The organism is Rhizobacter sp. (assembly GCA_021153565.1).
Taxonomy (GTDB): Bacteria; Pseudomonadota; Gammaproteobacteria; order Burkholderiales; family Burkholderiaceae_C; genus Albitalea.
This window is the reverse complement of sequence record JAJKJU010000088.1, coordinates 1-19890: the sequence shown is the minus strand read 5'-3', so window position 1 is coordinate 19890 and position 19890 is coordinate 1. Positions and strand designations below refer to the sequence as shown.

The window sequence follows — 19890 nt, the reverse complement described above, 5'->3', positions numbered from 1 at the left end:
TCCCTTTTTGGGGGGCGGCGCAGGGCGGGCGCGCTGAGGCGGTGCTCCTCGCTTGTGTGGCTCGCCACACGGCGCTCGGAGCGCCTTGCCTCGCATCCCTCCCTGCGCCCCCCAAAAAGGGAAATTTTTCCGGGCCATGTCCTCACCGGGCCGTTGCTGCGAACAGCGCATCTGCCTGTTGCTGGGCGCGCGCAGCGGCTTGCTCCGGTGTCAACTCGCCGCGCAGCATGTCGTGATACACGGTGCCCAGGATGTCGGCCAGCGCCGACCACTGTGGCACAGCGGGGCGCATCCAGTCGTCGAGCTGGCCGGCGCTGCCCAGCCGCGCGACGGTTTGGAACGCCGGGTACCGCTGCGCGAGGGCTGGGTCACGCATCACCGAGTAGCGGGGCATGCCGCCATTGCCTCGTTGTGCCAGCCAGCGCTCGATCTCGCTGCTCGTCACCCAGGCGAGGAACTGCCAGGCGATGTCGCGCCTCGGGCCAATGTTGGCAGGGATGCCCAGGCTCCAGGTGCCGATCGACGTGATTGGCTTGGCCCCGGGCGCATGCGGCGCCGGCTCGTAGCCCACGCGTCCGACGACTTGCGAGCTGGGGTCTTCCTCGACCAGATAGCTGCGCGCCGCCCATTCGTAGGTCATCACGCAGCCACCCTTGGCGAAGCGCACGGGCCGCTGGTCCCATGCCATGTTCAGCAAATCTGGCGGCGAAAGCGGCAACAGGCTTCGAGCGAAGCGCGCCGCGGCGATGCCGCGTGCGGTGTTCAGGCTGGGTCGACCGGCTGCGTCAAGCAGCGGCTGGCCGAAGGCCCCGTAGAAGTGCGCCATCTGCTGCCCGAGCGCCTGGCCACGCTGGCCGTTCCAGCATATGCCGTACTGCCCCTGCGCCGGGCGCGTAAAGCGCTGCGCCGCCGACAGCAGATCATCGGTGGTCAGTGGCGCGGCGAGGGCTGCCTTTTCGAACAAGTCGCGTCGAATCCATAGCAGCTCGGGGTGCGGCTGGATCGGCAGCCCGAGCTGTCGGCCCTTGTACTGACCCTGCCGATAGGCGATCTCGAGGAAGTCGTCGGGGCGCACCGTGGATGCTGACGCGGCGATCTTGTCGTTCAGCGGCAGCAGGATGCCCGCGGCGCCATACTCGCCAGCCCACACGCTGTCGAAGCTGACAATGTCATAGGCCGAGTTCTGGTCGTGTGCATTGAGCAGCGTGAGCCGGCGCACGTCGTCGTAACTGACAACTTCAATGTCGACGGTTCCCCCCGCGCGGCGACCTAGTTCGCGCGCGCCGGCGCGCAGCGCGATGGAGAATGGGTCGCCGACGATCAGCATTCGCACCGTCTGGCCTTGCAAGAAGCCCGCTTCCGCCGGAGCGGCCTGCGGCCCGGTAGAAACAACGAGGGTTGCGGCAGCCACCAAGACGGCAGCCCTGATGGCGATCAAGTAGGCAATGCGTTTGCACATCGACTTGCTCCCGCGTCCGTGACGCTGATCTCCCTGTGCTGCCCGTGCGCGTACGGTCGTCGCTCCGGCGTCTGCGGCAATTCTGCGCCAAAAAAATGACATGCGGCTCGCTTGGCAAGCCGCCACTGTGCTCAACCAGTCCCTGAGTTCGGATCGATCACGCCAGGCACCTTCCGGGGGGCGGATTCCGCCAGCTGCGCCACTGGCAACGGCAGTTCGACCCGGGCCCGGGTGCCGCGGCCGAACTCGCTGCTGACCTGCACCTGTCCGCCCATTTCGTTCACTAGCGCGCGGGTGATGGCAAGGCCCAGCCCGCTGCCGCCGCTGCGTTGCCGCGCATCGCCCACTTGCTCGAAGGGCTTGAAGATACGTTCCATTTCGTCGGGTCGCATGCCAACGCCCGTGTCTTCCACCTCCAGTTGCAGCAGCACCTGCGCCGGGCCCTTTGACTTGGCGCTGGCGCGCAATGTGACTGTGCCTTGATCGGTGAACTTGATTGAATTGCCCAGCAGGTTCAGCAGCACCTGGCGCAGCCGGCGCTCGTCGGCCAGCACGGCCTGCGGCAGGCCCTCGCCGGCATCGAACACAAAGGCCAGGCGCTTCTCGTCGGCCTTCACCTGCAGCAGGTTCACCACTGACTGCAGGAAATTGGACACGTCCACCGGCTCCAGGTTCAGATCCGTGCGGCCGGCCTCGATGCGTGCCAGGTCGAGGATGTCGTTGATCAGGGCAAGAAGGTGTTTTCCGCTCTCCTGAATGACATCCACGCCGCGAGCTTGTCGTGGGCTCAGGCCCTTGTCGCGGCTCAGCATTTGCGCGTAGCCGAGGACGCCATTCAACGGCGTACGAAATTCGTGGCTCATGCTGGCAAGAAACTCGCTTTTCGCGCGGTTGGCCGCCTCGGCGGCATACCGGGCTTCACGCTCGGTATGGACCATCCCCCGATGAAGTTCCGTGATCTCGGCATGCGAACGGTCCTGCGCGTCCAGTTTTGACAGGATGCTGCGTACTTGGCCTTCGACCGTCTCTTCGCTGAGTGCAAGCGTCCGGGCGATCTCCTGGTAGGCGTTGCCCTGCGTAATGAATCGCAAGAGGCTGATCTCTGAAGGCGTGAGATGCTCGTGCGTGACCTGGTCGGCAAGCTCCAACGAGCCTTCGGAGGGAAGCACCCTGCGGCCGGTGTACACGGTGCGTATAGCGGTGAGTAGCTCCTTGTGCAGCGCACTTTTCAGGAGGTAGCCGCAAGCGCCGGCCTGCAAAGCGCGCTGCGTCTGAGCGTCGTCAGAATAGGTCGTGAGCACGAGGATTCGCGCGTCGGGGAACTCGGTCCGGATGGCGCTGATGGCGCTCAGCCCGTCCATTCCGGGCATTTGCAGGTCCATGAGCGTGACGTCCGGGCGATGCATGCGGAACTGCTGGATCGCTTCCAATCCATTCCCAGCTTCCGCCACGAGGGTCATGTCCGGCTCGATGGAAAGCAGCGTCGCGATGCCCTGGCGCACGATCGGATGATCGTCGACACAGAGAATCTGAATGCGGTTAGGGTCTTCGTTCATTCTCCGGATCTTCCTGGACTCGCTGGACAGAAAGGCTGAGAGTATTTCAAACGTGTCCGAGCAGTACGTCAAAAAGCGCCTGATCTAGGCGCAAATGCTCGCCATAGCTTGGCAACGGCGAGCAGGGGTCTGGCGTGATGAGCGGGCATGATCGACATACTCTCAGCCTCTCAGAGACTTCGTGCGGGCTGTGTAGGGTGATCATGATCGGGCCTGCGGCTTAGCCGCGACCCGAGTGCTGGTAATCCACACCCGTTCCCTGTTGCGCTTAGCCTTATATTGGCCGAGCTTTCAGTGCGTGCGAACAGTGCGCGGGGCGGAGTGCCATTTGTACTCGTGGACGTGCCCAGGGGCATGGCCTCCACTTGGTCGTGGGGCAGGGCAATGGTGACTTCCGAAAGGCCGAGAGGCTCACGAGGCACCGTCGAAAATTTCGAGCTCCACAGATCTGGGGCTGTGGTTTTCGCCATACCGTTTCGTCTCTTACTGGACGGACAATGCCCCCCATGCCTTTTCTCCTGCCCGGTGTGTCGGCAATTTTGACGCTCTCAAATATCGAGGGCGCCCTTAACGTGCGCGCCATCCACCGCTCGATCCGTAGAACCGGCGCTGCCGAGGGCGCAGAGGTATGCGGTGTATGAAGAGGTCGAGCCGTCACTTCATTGCGCTGTTTTTCGCTCTTGCCGCGCTCGCCACTAGCGGGTTCACTCGAGCGCAAGACATTCACGTCGTCGACGTTGCTCTCGTCGCGGGTGCACCGATCCAGTTTTACCCGCTTGCGTCGGACTCCGCGCCTGCCACAGCGCGACGGGTGGTGCAGGACCAGTACGGTTTTCTCTGGCTGAGCGCCGCGGACGGATTGCATCGCTACGACGGCTACGATTTCATGAAGGTTCCGGATGGTCAGAGCGCGAACAGCGTCGGCTACCTCATCGCCAGCTCACTGGCGAGAGACCGAGCGGGTCGGCTGTGGATCGGCGCCGACGACTCGCTCAATCGGTACGACCCTGCGACCGGCAGCTTCACGCAATACCGGTCGCCCAACGAGGCCTGCGGTACCGTCGCGATTGCTCACGACATCGTCGAAGATCAGGATGGGGTGATGTGGCTGGCGACCGACGACGGCGTGACGGCTCTGGATCCGGCCACGTCGAAGACGACGTGTCATCGGCCGCGCTACACCCCCGGGGTCGGCGAGACGCGCGTCATCGCGACGATTCCGGTGCAGGACGGCACTCTGTGGATCACCAGCAGCGAGGGCCTCTACACACTCGATCGGCGCTCGGGCAAGGTCACCCGGCACATCAAGCTCGAGGCGGGTTCTGGACGCAAATTCGTCAGCATGGGCTTTCCGGCCAAGCCGTTTCAAGACAGCAGTGGAAGGCTGTGGTTCGGACTGTCCTCTGGAGGCGATCTGGCTTCGGTGGACGTCGCCAGCGGTGAAGTCACGGTCTATGCGTTCCGCAACGGCGGACAGGCGCCAAATGCGTCCTCCGGCGTCGTGTCGATTCAGGAGGATCAAGACCGGGCGCTCTGGCTCGGCACCGACAAGCTCGGACTCGTGAAGCTGACGCCGGACCGCACGCAGGCGATCTGGTATCAAAGCGATCCCGACGATCCCGACGGCTTGCGCGGGGACTTCGTCGTCAGCCTGTTCAGGGATCGCGACGGAAGCTTCTGGTCGACGACGAAGGCGGGGGCCGTCTACCGCTTCGATACCGAGCGTTCGCGTTTCCGCTCGTACCGGCACCAGCAAACGGGCCCGCAGAGCCTCGGCAAAGGCTCGGTGACCGCGGCGTACGTGGAAGATCCCGACACGCTGTGGATCGGTACCGACCGCGGCTTGAACCGTGTCGACCGCAGAACGGATCAGGTCACACTGGTCGACCAGCCAGCTTTCGCGCGCGGGGTCAGCGCGATCACAAAGGACGGCTCCGGCAATCTGTGGTTCGGCACGAACGGCAACGGTCTCGTTCGCTTCGATCCCCGTTCGAGCCAATACACGACGTACGCCAACGACGCAGCCGATCCGCGATCGCTGAATCACAACCGAGTCACAGCGTTGCAGGTCGATCGTGGCGGCAGCCTGTGGGCCGCAACTGATTTCGGCCTGAGCCGCTGGGAGCCTGCGACGCAGCAGTTCTCGACCTTCAGCCCGAAACCGAGAAGTTTGGTCCAGTACCGTTCGATCGCTGAGGACGCGAGCGGTGCGCTGTGGCTGGCGACGTCGTCACACGGCGTGCATCGTTTCGATCCACGCACGAGCACATTCAAAGTCTTCGATGCCGAGCTCCGCGCCGCGCACCCGCCCGGCCATCACCGCGTCAATTCGGTTCATGTCGACCGCGCGGGGACGGTGTGGGTTGCGACCTTCCGCGGACTGGGCAAGCTCGATCCTCGCGACGCGAAATTCGTCTCGTACGACTCGCACTCCGGGCTTCCCGCAGACACGGTCCTTGGCATCCTGGAAGAGGACGATGGACGTCTGTGGATCAGTACTCCAAACGGGCTGTCGAGGTTCGATCCGCGCGCCGAGACCTTCACGAACTATCACGCGTCGGATGGTCTGTTGACCGATCAGTTTGTTGCACCCGTCGTTGCCAAAAGCTCGAGCGGGGAGATGTTTTTCGGCTCGCAGAAGGGGCTGGTGGCGTTCTTCCCCGGGCATGTCACCGAGAGCAAGCATGCGCTGCCGGTGTTCTTGACCGACCTGCGCTTGTTCGGCGAGACGGTGCTGCCAGGAAGCGCATCGCTGAAGCAGCCCATCTGGTCGACTGCTTCACTCGATCTGGAATCGCGCAGCATCGTGTCATTCGACTTCGCTGCCCTGAACTATGTCGATCCGGCGCGCACGCGCTATCGCTACCGGCTCGATGGGCTCGAAACGAAATGGAACGAGATGGACAGCACCCGGCGCAGCGCGACGTACACCATGCTGCCGACTGGCGACTACACATTTCTGGTCCAGGCTCGCGGCGCCCGCGGAAACTGGAACGAAAGCGCGCTTGCGCTCAAGGTCCACGTTCCGCCGCCGTGGTATGCGACGTGGTATTTCCGGCTCCTGGCCGCTGCATTGCTGCTCACGATGCTCTGGCTCGCGCACCGCTTGCGTGTGCGCCAGTTGCGACGTCGTTTCGAGATCGCCATGTATGCGCGGCTCGGCGAGCGTTCTCGCATCGCGCGAGATCTGCACGACACGCTGCTGCAGACCTACCAGGCATCGCTGCTCTGGTTCCGTGCGGCCATCAACACATTGCCCGATCGGCCGCTCGAAGCGAAACAGCGGCTCGAGGTCGCTCTCGACCGAGCAGAGTCGGCGATCGTCGAAGGGCGCGAGGCCGTGCAGGGCCTGCGCGACTCAACTGTCGAGGTCAATCAACTCGCGGAGGCGATCGCTGCAATCGGCGCCGACTTGACGAATGCGCATGTCGCGGCCGGTGCGCCCGCCCTGGGCGTTGTGGTCGACGGAGCGTACCGCGGCTTGAATCCGCTGGTGCGCGAGGAGGTGTGGCGCATCGCAGGCGAGGCACTGCGCAACAGCTTCCGCCACGCCCACGCACGGCACATCACCGCCACGCTGCACTATGGAGCCCGGCAGTTCAGGCTGACGATCGTCGACGATGGCAAAGGCCTCGAAGAGGCGACGATCAAGGGCCAGCAGCCAACCAACCACTTCGGGTTGCCAGGCATGCGTGAGCGCGCCGCCGTCATCGGTGGGCAGCTGGACATCCGCAGCACGATCGGGCGCGGCACAGAGGTGGAACTCCGCGTGCCCGGCCGCAATGCCTACGAGGCCGCCGCGCGCAGCACTCGGCGATGGTGGGATGTATTCCGGCGCGAACGCGGGGCTTCGGAGAATGCGCACGCGCAAGGCAAGGGAGGCTGAGAGGCTGAGAGTATTTCGAACGTATTCGAGCGCTTGGGCGTGTCGGGATGGGGCTTCGATACGCCGCAGGCGTACCCTGCCTGAGGTACCGAAGGGTCAGCCTGAACGGAATTCGGTGCCCGCGACTTCAAGGCATGCACATCAGTTTGAATCGCACCCCTCTTTATGTGGACGAATGGCATGCCGCGTTCATCTGAACAAGAGGGCGATTCCCAAGAGTGAACCCAACACTGCGCCCTCTCAGGAAATAGAAGCAGCCAGTCCGGCTATCGCCTGGGCTTTGGCGTGGACATTGGCCAAGCTGATCGCGGCGGCGAAGAGTCGCTCGCGCTGGTCCACGTCCAGATGCGCCAATCCCGCGCCCAGTCCGGCTATCGCATAAGCCTTGGATCCGTCAATGCTAAGGCCGATGGTGGCGACGACGAGTTCCTCGCGCTGGCCCTCGCTCAGATGCGCCGCTCCCGCGCCCAGTCCGGCTATCGCTTGAGCTTTGAATCTCTCAATGCTCAGGCCAATGGTGGCGACGACGAGTTCCTCGCGCAGGTACTCGCTCAGATGCTCCGCTCCCGCGGCCAGCCCATTTATCGCTTCAGACTTGTGGCGACAGTAGTCGAAGCCGATGGCAGCGGCGACGAGTTTCTTGCGATCGGAATCGCTCAGATGCTCCGCTGCCTCGCCGAGTCCGGCTATCGCAGAAGCCCTGTCGTCGGCATCGGGGATGCGGATGGCAGCGGCGACGAGTCTCTTGCGCTGGGAATCGCTCAAATGTGCCATTCCGGTGCCCAATCCGCGTATCGCACGAGCCTGACGGGAGGAATCGCCATGTTCAATAGCGGCGACGACGAGCTGCTCGCGCTGGTCCTCGTTCAAATGTTCCATTCCTGCGGCCAGTCCGGCCATCGTATGAGCCTGGTAGTTAGCGGGGAGGTCGAGGGCAGCGGTGACGAGCTGCTCGCGCTGGTCCTCGTTCAAATGTTCCATTCCTACGCCCAGTGCGGCTAGGTGGATGCTCCCGGGGAGGCCGAGGGCAGCGGTGAAGAGGCGCTCGCGCTGGTCCACCTTCAGATGCGCCATTCCTGACCACACCAGTCCGGCTATCGCACCGGCCTTGTGGTCGTCATCGTCGAGGCCGATGGCAGCGGCGACGAGTCTCTCGCGCTGGGAATCTTTCAGATGCGCCGCTCCCGCGCCCAGTCCGACTATCGCATGGGCCTTGTCGCCGTCATTGGCGAGGGCGATGGCGGCGACGACGAGTGTCTCGCGCTGGGAATCGTTCAGATGCGCCGCGTTCGCGCCTAGCGCGTCTATCGCAGGAGCTTTTAGATTGTCCTCATCGAGGCCGATGGCAGCGGCGACGAGTCTCTCGCGCTGGCCCTCGCTCAGATGCGCCACTTTCGCGCTCAACGCGGCTATCGCATCGGCCTTGTCTATGCTATTGGCGAAGCCGATCGTGGCGGACACAAGGCGTTCTTGCTGCTCCGGCCCCAAAAGTTCGAGCGTCGACGCAAACTCCTTAACAAGCTTGGGGGTGAGCTGCCTGCAGTTGCTGACTTCACGTTCAGCGGCTTGCATCAGGCGGCCAAGCAGACGGTATTCGGGGAAGGAGTCGACTCCCTGCACCAGAGCCCGTAGAGCCTGAGACGTCCCCGACAGGGCGATCAGACTTCGGGCCTTCGAAGGTGCGTCGCTCGGCAAGTGGTCCAGGATCCGCAGCTGAAGCTCCGGTAGGAGCTGTGCGAAAGGTGCTGCTCCTGGCTCATAGGCGAACGGCAATTCATCGCCGATGTTGCCCGAGGTATCGGTCCCTGGCCGCGGCAAGTGCGCGTCTGAAGTCGCTTCGTGCACCAAGTGCAGCCTTGCTGTAGGCAGCGGACTGGACGGGCCGATGTGCGGCGCGACAGGGTTGGCGTTGGACAACGGGACGTCGACGCCACTCGGTGGCAGCAAGCCGGCTTGGCGTGGCGCGACATCAGCACGATCGTCCCCAGCCACATATCCCGAGTCCGTACGCCGGCGAAGCGCCGCGGGTGCGTCGAGTTGAGTTGACGAGGGCCCCGGGACTGATGAGCCTTCGCTCGTGGGCGAAGCCGCGTCTGCCGTTTGTTTGCCGGCCCTGTCAATTCGTCTCATGTGCCCGTCCTCGGTGAAGAAGCAACAATCGTATGGTGCGGATGCACCGGGTGTACGGCACGCCACGAAGTGCTCTATAAAAAAACGAAGCGCCTTGGCCGGCTCGACGAAGACGCTGTCGCGCCAGCTTCCTCGCCCGTCGAGGCTGATGGCGATGCTGGGCGTCTGCAGTTGCTTTGAAAAGCAGAACTTTTGTGCGTGTCGAACTTGACGGCGGGCGCACTGGGTATCGCGGCGTGCCGCATCGGCAATCTCTCGCTGCTGTTCGATGGCCTTGAAGTCAACGTGGGGCTGGCTGGCGCAAGCTACCCGGCACTCTTTTCGCGACATGGTGCTGCCATGCCTCCCCACCCTGAGTTCACCCTGGTCGAACGAATGCTTGAGTGGGAACCTTGTTTGCTATGGGTCGAGAACATAGCCCTCACGCGCATGTGCGGATACCCATGAAACCCCTGATCTTTTGCAAGGACCTGGTCAAGCTCCTCGACGTCGAACATCATGCGGTGGCGACAGGACTCATCGAGTGCGGCGTACCGCGTGATGACCTGACGCCGCCCGCGGCGCACCAGAGCGACCACAACTGCTTCATGGTGCCGCGCGACGCACAAGAGAAGAAAAGCGGCCACCTGACGCTGTCGGCAATTCGTTCCGCTACCACGCGACCGAGCCGCCGGCTATGCGGCTGGACCAAGTGAAGCTGACGCCGTGACAACTCCTCACCGGGTCGCCGCCGCAGTCACAGCAGCCGTAGCAATCGGCACCACGTCTTTTGCGCTGGCGGCTGCTCCCGCCGACGGCGACTGGCCGATGGCTGCACATGACTACTCGAACACGAGGTATAGCCCGCTGGGCGAGATCACGGCAGCCAACATCGACAAGATGCAGCCCGCATGGACCTTTTCGACCTCGGTCGACAGGGGCCACGAAGGTGTGCCGATCGTCGCAGACGACACCCTGTTCATCGTGACGCCATTCCCGAATCGGGTGATCGCATTCGATGTGTCCAAGCCTGGAGCGACCATCAAGTGGACCTTCGAGCCCAAGCCAGACCGTGGCGCGCAAGGCGTTGCCTGCTGTGATGTGGTGAACCGCGGCGCCGTCTACAACGATGGCCGGCTGTTCTTCGACACGATTGACAACCAAGTCATTGCGCTCGACGCCGCGAATGGCAAGGAAATCTGGCGTGTGCGCCTCGGCAGTTTTACCAGCGGCCAATCAATGACGATGTCGCCCCTCGTCGTCAAAGGGCAGGTGCTGGTCGGCAACAGCGGCGCTGCCTTTGGCGTTCGCGGCTTCATCGCCGCGATCGATGCAGGCAAGGGCCGCGAAACCTGGCGCGCCTGGAGCACCGGACCCGACAAGGACGTGCACATCGGCCAAGGCTTCTCGCCCTTCTATGCCGCCGACCGGGGCACCGACCTCGGCGTCAGCACCTGGCCGCCCGATGGCTGGAAGACTGGCGGTGGCACCGTCGATGGCTGGCTGTCCTATGACGCCGAGCTCGACCTGGTATTCCACGGTACCGGCCGTCCCGCGCCACGCAACCCGCTTCAGCGCCCGGGTTCGAACAAGTGGACAAGCACGCTCTTCGCGCGCCGCCCGGCCACAGGCGACGCGGTGTGGGCCTACCAAATGAGCCCGAATGATCGCCATGGCTACGACGGCAGCAACGAAAACGTGCTCGTCGAGCTGCCGCTGGCCGGGCGCCAGCGCAAGCTGCTGATGCACCCTGATGGCAATGGTCACATCTACGTGATTGACCGCGCGAGCGGCGAACTCGTGTCGGCCGACCCCTTCGTGTTCGTGTCCACCTCGCAGGGCGTCGACCGCGCCACCGGCGCGCTTGCCTACCGAGCGGCCCAGCCGCCGCCGGCGGGGCGCGTGGTGCGCGACAGTTGCCCGGGCTCGGCCGGCGCCAAGAACTGGCAACCGGGGGCATGGTCGCCCCGCACGCGGCTGCTCTACCTGCCGGTGCAGAACCTGTGCGAGGACACGGCCTTCTTCGCGGCCAGCCAGATTGCCGGAACACCTTACCTCGGCGCCGAGGCCAAGATGCATCCGCACCGCGGCGAGGCACGCGGCGCCTTCATCGCCTGGGATCCCATCGCACGGCGCAAGGTGTGGTCCATCGCCGAGCGCTTCCCGGTGTGGAGCGGCGCGCTCGCCACTGCTGGCGACCTGGTGTTCTACGGCACGATGGATGGCTGGCTGAAGGCGGTCGACGCGCGCAACGGGCGCGAGCTCTGGAAGTACAAGGCTGTCTCGGGCATCGTCGGGCAGCCGATGTCTTACCGCGGTGGTGACGGCCATCAGTACGTCGCAGTGCTGGCCGGCGTCGGCGGCTGGGCGGGCCTCATCGTGTCCAACGCCCTCGATGCGCGCGACGGCACGGCCGCTGGTGGCTTCGTCAACGCCATGAAGGACCTGCCCAAGGTCACGGGCAAGGGTGGCATGCTGTATGTCTTCCGTATTCCTTAGTGCAGTGTTTCGCGCCATGCGGAACTTGATGGTGAAACGCAGTACCAGGCTCGCCGTCATAGGTGCCACCGCCCTGGGGCTGCTCGTCGGCTTCTCCGGCTGCGAACGCGAGGCACGCCGCTTTGCCGCCGCCCCCAGACCACCCGACGCACGCGCGCAGGCCGAGAGCCTCTCCCAGCAGCAGGCGGGCCCCGCCGGCCCGGGCATGCGCGAAGCCGCGGCGGCGGGTGGCTACGCCGAGGACAACGCCTACACACTGGCCCAGGGCAAGCTCTACTACCGCTGGTTCAACTGCGTTGGCTGCCATGCGCAAGGCGGTGGCGGCATCGGCCCTGCGCTGATGGATGCCAGCTGGATCTACGGCAAGGAACCAGGTGACGTCTTCACGACCATCATGGACGGGCGTCCCAACGGCATGCCCTCATTCCGCGGCCGGCTGCCCGAGCAGCAGGCTTGGCAGCTCGTGGCCTACGTGCGCTCGCTGTCGGGCCTGGTGTCCGGCGACGCGGCCACCAACCGGGGCGACACCCTGGCCGGCGGCCAACCCGAATACCTGCGCGATCCGCTCCCGCCCGAGGACAAGAAGCGGTGATGCCGATGAACGACGCGCTGCATGCCGCCGGCCCGCAGGCTGCCTGGATCGGGCAGCTGTGGTGGTTCACTCTGTGGCTGTGCGTGGCCGTGTTCGTCGCCCTGATGGCGGCTCTCGCGTGGGCGCTCTGGCGTGCACGCCGGCCCGCGGGTGCGATGCCGCAGCCGGCGCCGCCCTCGGCCGGCGCCGAACGCCTGGCACGGCGGTGGGTCAGCGCGGCCGTTCTGCTGTCGTCGTTGCTGCTCATGGGCCTGCTGGCAGCCAGTGTGCTCACCGACCAGAGGCTGGCGACGCTATCGCTTGACGGTGCGCTGCAGATCCGCGTCACCGCGCACCAGTGGTGGTGGGAAGTGGAGTACGAAGACCCGCGGCCTGACCGAGTGTTCCGCACTGCCAATGAGATCGTGATTCCAGTCGGCCGCTCGGTGGTGATCACGCTGCTGGCCGACGACGTCATCCACAGCTTCTGGGTGCCGAACCTGCATGGCAAGAAGGACATGATTCCCGGCCGCACGGCGACGATCCAGCTGCGAGCTGACCGTGCCGGCACCTATGTCGGGCGCTGCGCAGAGTATTGCGGGCTGCAGCATGCCTTCATGGCCTACGACGTCGTCGCGCTGCCGGCCGACCGCTTTGCCGCCTGGCAGGAGCACCAGCTCACGCCCGCGCCCGAGCCGGCCGGAGCTGCCGCACGACGCGGCCACGAGCTGTTCCTGACTGGCAGTTGCATGTTGTGCCACGCGGTGCAAGGCACGAGCGCGAACGGCAGACGTGCACCCGATCTCACCCATTTCGCGAGCCGGGCCAGCATCGGTGCAGGCCAGATCGCCAACACTTCGCAGGCGCTGGCGCAGTGGATCGAGGATCCCCAGAAGCTCAAGCCTGGCGTCAACATGCCCGCCCATCTGCTCCCACGTGAAGACCTGGCGGCACTGGTGGAATACCTGGAGACCTTGCGATGAGCAGCGACCATGCGCGCGCCGAACTCGAGCGCACCTGGCGCGATCCCGCGACGCTGAAGGGCTGGATCTGCACGCTGGACCACAAGGCCATCGGCCGTCGCTTTATCGTCACCGCGCTCTTATTCTTCGCCGCTGGCGGCGTGCTGGGCGGACTGATGCGCCACCAGCTGTCGGAGCCCGGAAAAACCATGCTCGGCCCGGACCTCTACAACCAAGTGTTCTCGATGCACGGCACGACCATGATGTTCCTGTTCGCCGTGCCGGTGATGCAGGGCATCGGGCTGTACTTCGTTCCACTGATGATCGGCACGCGCAACACCGCCTTTGCGCGCATGACCGCCTGCTCGTACTGGGTGTACCTGATCGGCGGGCTGACGCTCTTCACCGGCTTCGCCCTCAATACGGGAGCCGATGCTGGCTGGTTCGCCTACGTGCCGCTGTCTGGCCCCGAACACGGTTTCGGCAAGCGTGCCGACTTCTGGAACGTGCTGGTCAACTTCACCGAAGCGATGGGTCTGATGGTGGCAGTCGACCTCACCACCACCGCGCTCAAGATGCGCACGCCCGGCATGTCGCTACAGCGCATGCCCTTGTTCGTTTGGGCGACGCTTGTCAGCTCGATCATGATCATCTTTGCCATGCCGACCGTGATGCTCGGGGCCAACCTCGTGCAGTTCGACCGCATGGCTGGCACGCACTTCTTCAATGCGGCGGAAGGCGGCGATGTGCTGCTGTGGCAGCACGTGTTCTGGTATTTCGGGCACCCGGAGGTTTACTTCATCTTCATCCCGGCGCTGGGCTTCATCTCGGCCATCATTCCCACCTTCGCACGCCGCCCGATGTTCGGCCATACCGCCATCGTGCTGTCGCTGATCGCCACCGGCTTTCTGTCGTTCGGGCTGTGGGTGCATCACATGTACGCCACCAACGTGCCCGAGCTTGGCAAGAGCTTTTTCACGGCGATGAGTTTCATGATCGCCATCCCGTCGGCGGTGCAGCTGTTCTGCTGGATCGCCACGCTATGGACCGGGCGCGTGGCGATGAAGTCGCCGCTGCTGTTCATCGTGGGCTTCTTTGTCACACTGGTGATCGGCGGCCTGACCGGCATCATGCTCGGCTCCGTGCCTCTGGACCTTCAAGTGCACGACACGCAGTTCGTGGTGGCACACCTGCACTACGTGCTCATCGGCGGCGCGCTGTTCCCGCTGTTCGGCGCCGTGTACTACTGGTTCCCGAAGGTGTATGGGCGCATGTTGAACGAGCGCCTGGGTCGGTGGCATTTCTGGCTGTTGTTCATCGGCTTCAACCTCACGTTCTTCCCGCTGCACGTGCTCGGGCTGGACGGCATGCCGCGCCGCATTTACACCTATTCGGCCGACAGCGGCTGGGGACCGCTCAACTTTCTGTCGTGGATCGGCGCCATGATCGACGACCTCGGCCTGGCCCTGTTCATCCTCAATGTGCTTCGCACCTTCTGGAAGGGCGAGCGGGCGTCCGATAACCCCTGGGGCGCAGGCACGCTCGAATGGGCAACGAGTTCGCCCCCGCCCCCCTACAACTTCGAACGCCTGCCGGTCGTCGCGTCGCTCGAGCCGCTGTGGTCACCGCCCGCCGAGGGCCCGCGCGAAGTGGTGGGATTGGCCACCAACTCCCGCGAGGGCCTGGTGACCACTGTGCTCGACGCGCTGCCCGACGTGCGCTACAGCTACCCCTCGCCGAGCATCTGGCCGGTGGTGGCGGCATTCGGCGTCGGCTTGTGGCTGATCTGGTCCATCTTCTCCAACAAGGGCATGTTGATCGGGCTCATTCTGCCCAGCATCGCGTTCATCGCATGGTATTGGCCGAGCCAGAAGGAAGCCGCCGAGGAACTCGCATTGGAGAAGCGGCCATGAGGCGCGAGGCAATGCCAGCCAGCGTTTCGGCAGTGCAGCGGGGGAATACGCTGGACGTGTCCAATCTGCCCAGCTACGGCTTCGGCACCCGCAGCCTGATGTGGTGGGGCACCGTGGGAATGTGCGCGATCGAAGGCATGGCCTTCGGTTTCATGATCCTCATCTATTTCTACTTGCGAAGCCTGTCCGACACCTGGCCGGCAGGCGGGGCAGCGCCGGACCTGCTGTGGGGCACGGTCAACCTGGGCCTCATCCTGGCAAGTGCCATTCCAAACTACTTCGCCGACCGCGCGGCCATCGACCAGGACTTGCCGAAGGTGCGGATGATGCTCGTGCTCGGTGTGCTGTTCGGCTTGGCGCTGTGCGGCGTGCGCTGGCTGGAGTTCACGGCGCTCAACGTGCGCTGGGACGACAGTGCCTATGGGTCGGTGGTGTGGATGCTGCTGGGCCTGCACACCTTCAATCTGGTCACCGACGTGGTCGACACCATGGTGCTCACGGCAGTCATGTTCAAGCAGCCGCTGGAAGGCAAGCGCTACGTCGACGTTGCCGAGAATGCGGGCTACTGGACGTTCATCGTTGTCACCTGGATTCCGATCTATGCGGTGGTGTACTTTGGCGCGAGGTTCTAGCGCAGCGACGTTAAAGGCGCATGGCTCCATGAATGTCTGGTTCGCCCTCTTGGTCGTGCCCACGCTGGCGTTGGCCGATCAGGCCATCGCGTACGCCGCCGTCGGCTGGGTTTGCGCCCACGGCCAGCCTTTCGTGCTCCAGGCGTTCCACGCGCTCTTCCTTGCCATCGCGGCAGCCGGCACGGTGCCGGCGTTCCGACTGTGGGCAGCCACACGCGCTGCTGCGACGGAAACCGCGCAGCGGCAGCACTTCCTGGCCGGCCTCGCAGTGGCGGCGGCCGCGCTGTCGGTGCTGGTCTGCGCCGCCATGTGGATGACGACATGGGTCATCTCACCGTGCGTCCAATGAGCGGCATCGCGGTCGGCGCGGGCGTTGGCATCGCGCTGGCACTGGCGCCGCTGGCGTGCGCGGCGCACCATGAGAGTGTCGGCGGCACGTCGTGCGGCCGCGTCGCGCTCGAAGCGCTCCTCGCTTTGCTGCTGCTGGCCTGCGCCGCTGGCTATGCGGCAGGCGTGGCGCGGCTATGGCGCCATGCGGGCAGAGGCCGCGGCATCGGCAGGACCGACGCCGTTCGCTTTGCCCTTGGCTGGATCACGCTGGCCGCGGCCTTGTTCTCGCCGATCGACACGTTTGCAGAGCGCTCGTTCGCACTTCACATGGTCCAGCATGAGCTGCTCATGGTCGTCGCCGCGCCGCTGCTGGTTGCGTCGCGAACTTTCGAGGCGTGGATTTGGGCACTGCGCGGCCGCAGTGGGTTGCGAACGCTGGCCGTCATCGGATCCGCGTGGCGATGGCTGGCCGCGCCGAGCAGGGCGTGGTGGCTGCATGCCGCGGCGCTCTGGCTCTGGCACGTGCCGAACTTCTTCGCTGCTGCGCTGGAGAACGACGGCCTCCACGCGCTGCAGCACCTGTCGTTCTTCGGCTCCGCGCTCCTGTTTTGGTGGGCGGTGCAGGGCCGCGGGCACCGAGTACGGGAAGGCACGGCCCTGACGTTGCTTCTCACCACCATGCTGCACATGAATGCACTGGGCCTGTTGCTGACCTTTTCCCCGGATGCGTGGTACGCGCAGGGCCAGTCCCCGCTGTTCGGCTTGAGCGCGCTGGAGGATCAACAGCTCGGTGGCCTCGTGATGTGGATGCTCGGCGGCATGGCTTACGTCATCGCCGGCTTGCGCGTGGCCGCGCGCTGGCTGGCGCCGCAGCGGCAGGCTCACCGAATCTGAGAGGCTGTCGCACGCCGTTTGCTGGGCAAGGCCATCGGTTGAATGAAGGAGTACCCCATGAGCGAACGTCCTGAAGCACGCGGCGAGCCGTCGCGCCAAGTGAAGATTGAGCCGTTCAAGCGGGCCTCAGGCGGATGGACCTCGGTGAAAGAGGTGGCCCATGCGCTGGTGCAGGCCCACATCCCCCTGGCGGGCTCGCAGGTGCTGATGAAGCAGAACAAGGTCGACGGCTTCGCCTGCGTCAGTTGTTCCTGGGCCAAGCCGGCGAAGCCGCACCCGTTCGAGTTCTGCGAGCACGGCGCCAAGGCGACGGCCTGGGAGCTCACCAAGGACCGCGCGGCGCCGGAGTTCTTCGAGCAGCACAGCCTGAGCGAACTCGAACAATGGAGTGACCACGCGCTCGAGGTCACCGGCCGCCTGACCACTCCGCTGCGCTGGGACAAGGTCAGCGACCGATATCTGCCAGTGTCGTGGCAGGCCGCTTTAGACGAGATCGGCCACGAGCTTCGGCAGCTGGACCCGGCCGCATCGGTGTTTTACGCCTCGGGCCGAGCCTCGCTGGAGGCGTCGTACATGTGGCAACTGCTGGCGCGCTTGTACGGCAACAACAATCTGCCCGACAGCTCCAACATGTGCCACGAGAGCACCTCTACCGGCCTGCCGGAATCACTCGGCGTGCCGGTTGGCACGGTCACGCTTGACGACTTCGAGCACACCGACGGCATCATCTACCTCGGCCACAACGTGGGTACCAACGCGCCGCGCATGTTGCACTCGCTGGAGGATGCACGGCGCCGCGGGGTGGAGCTGATCACCTTCAACCCCTTGCGTGAACCCGGCCTGTTGCAGTTCGCCAATCCGCAATCGCCGCTGGAGATGCTGACCCCGAAAGAGGTTCAGATCAGCACGCAGTACCACCAACTGCGAGCAGGCGGCGACCTGGCCGCGCTGAGTGGGCTGTGCAAGTGGCTGATCGAGGCCGATGCACTGGACCATGCATTCATTCGCGAGCACACGCATGGGTTCGACACCTTTGCCCAACGCATGCGCGCACTGAGCTGGGAAGAGATCGAGGCGGGGTGTGGGCTGCTGCGTGGCGACCTCGCTGCGGCGGCGCAGGTGCTGGCGCGCTGCAAGCGGCTCATCGCCATCTACGGCATGGGCCTCACACAGCAACGCAACGGCGTGCTCAACGTGCAGATGGTGGCCAACCTGCTGCTGCTTGGTGGGCACATGGGGGTGCCGGGCACTGGCATCCTGCCGGTGCGTGGCCATTCCAACGTGCAAGGACAGCGCACGGTGGGCATCACCGAAAAGCCCGAGAAGGCCAACGTCGAGCGGCAGGCTGCGCTTTACGGCTTTGAGCCTCCCCGCCGCAAGGGTCTCAACGTGGTGGAGGCGGCCCAGGGCATGGTCGACGGCTCGGTGAAGGCCATGGTCTGCCTGGGTGGCAACCTGCTGCGTGCGCTGCCCGATACCACGCGCATCGAGCCTGCATGGCGGCGGCTGCGGCTTTCAGTGCAGGTGGCGACCAAGCTCAACCGCAGCCACGTGCTGCACGGCGAGGTCGCTTTCCTGCTGCCCTGCCTGGGGCGCATCGAAATCGACCGTCAGGCCGGCGGCGAGCAGGTCGTGACGATGGAGGACAGCACGGGCTGCATCCACGCCTCACGCGGCCAAGCCGAACCGGCAGGCGAGCAGTTGCTCAGTGAGCCGGCCATCATTGCCGGCATTGCGAAGGCGACGCTGCCGCCACGTGACAGCGTGCCATGGGGCGAGTGGGTGGCCGACTATTCACGCATACGGCGCCAGATCGAGCTCACCTTTCCCGAAATTTTTCATGATTTTGAGCAGCGCATGCACCAGCCCGGCGGTTTCCATCGGCCGTTGGGCGCCCGACACCGCGAATGGAAGACTGCCACCGGCAAAGCGAACTTCATCACTCCGGACACGTTGGACGAAGATCCCGACATGCCCACGGCGGCGGGTACCTTGCGGCTGACCACGGTGCGCAGCTTCGACCAGTTCAACACAACGGTGTATGGCTACCACGATCGTTACCGCGGCATCCACGGCACGCGCATGGTGCTGCTGATGAACACGCAGGATATGGACGAGCGAGGTCTCGAAGAAGGCGCACTCGTCGCGGCGGAGACCGTGGCCGACGACGGCGTGCAGCGAGTGGTAGATGGGCTGCGGGCGACGAAGCACGACATTCCGCGAGGCTGCGTCGCCGGATACTATCCAGAGTTGAATCCGCTGGTGCCCTTGTGGCACTACGCCAAGGGCAGCATGGTCCCGGGATACAAGTGCGTACCCATCAGGGTCACTTCGTCCAGTGCATGAATACCAGTGCGAACTGATCCAGCATGGCCTCTTCCTCACATCGCTCGGTGGCAGGTCCGCGCAGCGGCAACCCGGATGCGTTGCTGATACTGGACATGATCAGTTGCTGGGACTTTCCCGACGCCGATCGGCTATTACCCCAGGCGATGCGAATCACCGCCCCAATCGCGCGCCTTCGCTCAAGAGCTCATCGCCATGGCGTGCCAATCATCTATTGCAATGACAACCGGGGGCAGTGGCGTTCGGACTTCCGACAACAAGTCTCGCTGAGTCTGGACGCCAAGAATGCAGCACGCGACATCACTCGAGTTCTGCTTCCCTGCGAAGAGGATTACTTTGTGCTGAAGCCTCGGCACTCCGCTTTCTATGCCACGCCCTTGCAGCTGCTCTTGCAAACGTTGGAGGTGCGGCGGATTGTGCTCGCGGGCGTGACCAGCGACCAGTGCGTTCTCGTCACCGCCATGGATGCGCGCATCCGCGAGTTCGAGGTGGTCGTTCCGTCGGATACCTGCGCCACGCACGACGCTCTTCGACAGAAGTGTGCTTTGAGCCAGTTTGGCAAGGCTTTGGAGGTACCCACGCCTGTCAGCTCTGCCGTACGCTGGAACTCACTTGGTCGGAGCTAATGCAGTGTTGGACGAAGCCGCTACGCGGAGCAAACCCAAGCCGCTCGGCTATCTCGTAAGGTGGAGATTCACGCACTCGATTCTGAGGCGTGAATCAGATCCACTCA

The 19890-nt window shown here is 64.6% G+C and carries 15 protein-coding genes; 12 read left to right on the top strand and 3 right to left on the bottom strand.

Annotated features, from left to right (window positions below; translation table 11 throughout):
* Positions 1 to 142 precede the first annotated feature (142 nt).
* Together AC30NL_RS05605 and AC30NL_RS05600 are read right to left on the bottom strand one after the other, a co-directional pair.
* Positions 143 to 1459: an extracellular solute-binding protein gene (locus AC30NL_RS05605; protein ID WP_489463026.1), complete on the bottom strand. Its 1317-nt coding sequence runs from the start codon at positions 1457 to 1459 to the stop codon at positions 143 to 145.
* 131 nt (positions 1460 to 1590) lie between these two features.
* Complete coding sequence (locus AC30NL_RS05600) at positions 1591 to 3015, bottom strand: ATP-binding response regulator (protein ID WP_489463025.1); 1425 nt, start codon at positions 3013 to 3015, stop codon at positions 1591 to 1593.
* A gap of 637 nt (positions 3016 to 3652) precedes the next feature.
* Here AC30NL_RS05600 and AC30NL_RS05595 point away from each other — a divergent pair.
* Complete coding sequence (locus AC30NL_RS05595; RefSeq protein WP_489463024.1) at positions 3653 to 6901, top strand: sensor histidine kinase; 3249 nt, start codon at positions 3653 to 3655, stop codon at positions 6899 to 6901.
* Positions 6902 to 7141: 240 nt separating this feature from the next.
* Here AC30NL_RS05595 and AC30NL_RS05590 read toward each other — a convergent pair whose 3' ends face one another.
* Entirely contained in the window at positions 7142 to 9031 is a 1890-nt protein-coding gene (locus AC30NL_RS05590) for a hypothetical protein (RefSeq protein WP_489463023.1), read from the bottom strand.
* A gap of 198 nt (positions 9032 to 9229) precedes the next feature.
* On the opposite strand from AC30NL_RS05590, the gene AC30NL_RS05585 reads away from it, so the two are divergent.
* The 11 genes from AC30NL_RS05585 to AC30NL_RS05535 are packed head-to-tail and all read left to right on the top strand — an operon-like array spanning position 9230 to position 19783.
* Positions 9230 to 9478 carry a hypothetical protein gene (locus tag AC30NL_RS05585; protein WP_489463022.1) on the top strand — a complete coding sequence of 83 codons (249 nt, stop codon included), beginning with the start codon at positions 9230 to 9232 and terminating at the stop codon, positions 9476 to 9478.
* Entirely contained in the window at positions 9475 to 9726 is a 252-nt protein-coding gene (locus AC30NL_RS05580; protein ID WP_489463021.1) for a hypothetical protein, read from the top strand. Before AC30NL_RS05585 ends, AC30NL_RS05580 begins: the two co-directional genes overlap by 4 nt.
* Before the next feature lie 10 nt (positions 9727 to 9736).
* Positions 9737 to 11509, top strand: a complete 1773-nt coding sequence (locus tag AC30NL_RS05575) for a PQQ-dependent dehydrogenase, methanol/ethanol family (protein ID WP_489463020.1) — start codon at positions 9737 to 9739, stop codon at positions 11507 to 11509.
* On the top strand, positions 11490 to 12101 hold the full coding sequence (locus tag AC30NL_RS05570; RefSeq protein WP_489463019.1) for a c-type cytochrome: 612 nt from the start codon (positions 11490 to 11492) through the stop codon (positions 12099 to 12101). Before AC30NL_RS05575 ends, AC30NL_RS05570 begins: the two co-directional genes overlap by 20 nt.
* On the top strand, positions 12101 to 13063 hold the full coding sequence (gene coxB / locus AC30NL_RS05565) for a cytochrome c oxidase subunit II (RefSeq protein WP_489463018.1): 963 nt from the start codon (positions 12101 to 12103) through the stop codon (positions 13061 to 13063). Before AC30NL_RS05570 ends, coxB begins: the two co-directional genes overlap by 1 nt.
* Positions 13060 to 14955: a cbb3-type cytochrome c oxidase subunit I gene (locus tag AC30NL_RS05560; protein ID WP_489463017.1), complete on the top strand. Its 1896-nt coding sequence runs from the start codon at positions 13060 to 13062 to the stop codon at positions 14953 to 14955. The genes coxB and AC30NL_RS05560 overlap by 4 nt, the downstream gene beginning before the upstream one ends.
* 11 nt (positions 14956 to 14966) lie before the next feature.
* Positions 14967 to 15587, top strand: a complete 621-nt coding sequence (locus AC30NL_RS05555; protein WP_489463016.1) for a cytochrome c oxidase subunit 3 — start codon at positions 14967 to 14969, stop codon at positions 15585 to 15587.
* 28 nt (positions 15588 to 15615) lie between these two features.
* Positions 15616 to 15936 (top strand): hypothetical protein, encoded by a 321-nt coding sequence (locus AC30NL_RS05550; RefSeq protein ID WP_489463015.1) that lies wholly within the window; start codon positions 15616 to 15618, stop codon positions 15934 to 15936.
* Positions 15909 to 16811, top strand: a complete 903-nt coding sequence (locus AC30NL_RS05545) for a cytochrome c oxidase assembly protein (RefSeq protein WP_489463014.1) — start codon at positions 15909 to 15911, stop codon at positions 16809 to 16811. Before AC30NL_RS05550 ends, AC30NL_RS05545 begins: the two co-directional genes overlap by 28 nt.
* A 57-nt stretch (positions 16812 to 16868) precedes the next feature.
* Entirely contained in the window at positions 16869 to 19157 is a 2289-nt protein-coding gene (locus AC30NL_RS05540; RefSeq protein ID WP_489463013.1) for an FdhF/YdeP family oxidoreductase, read from the top strand.
* A gap of 23 nt (positions 19158 to 19180) precedes the next feature.
* Positions 19181 to 19783 (top strand): cysteine hydrolase family protein, encoded by a 603-nt coding sequence (locus AC30NL_RS05535; protein WP_489463012.1) that lies wholly within the window; start codon positions 19181 to 19183, stop codon positions 19781 to 19783.
* Positions 19784 to 19890: the final 107 nt, after the last annotated feature.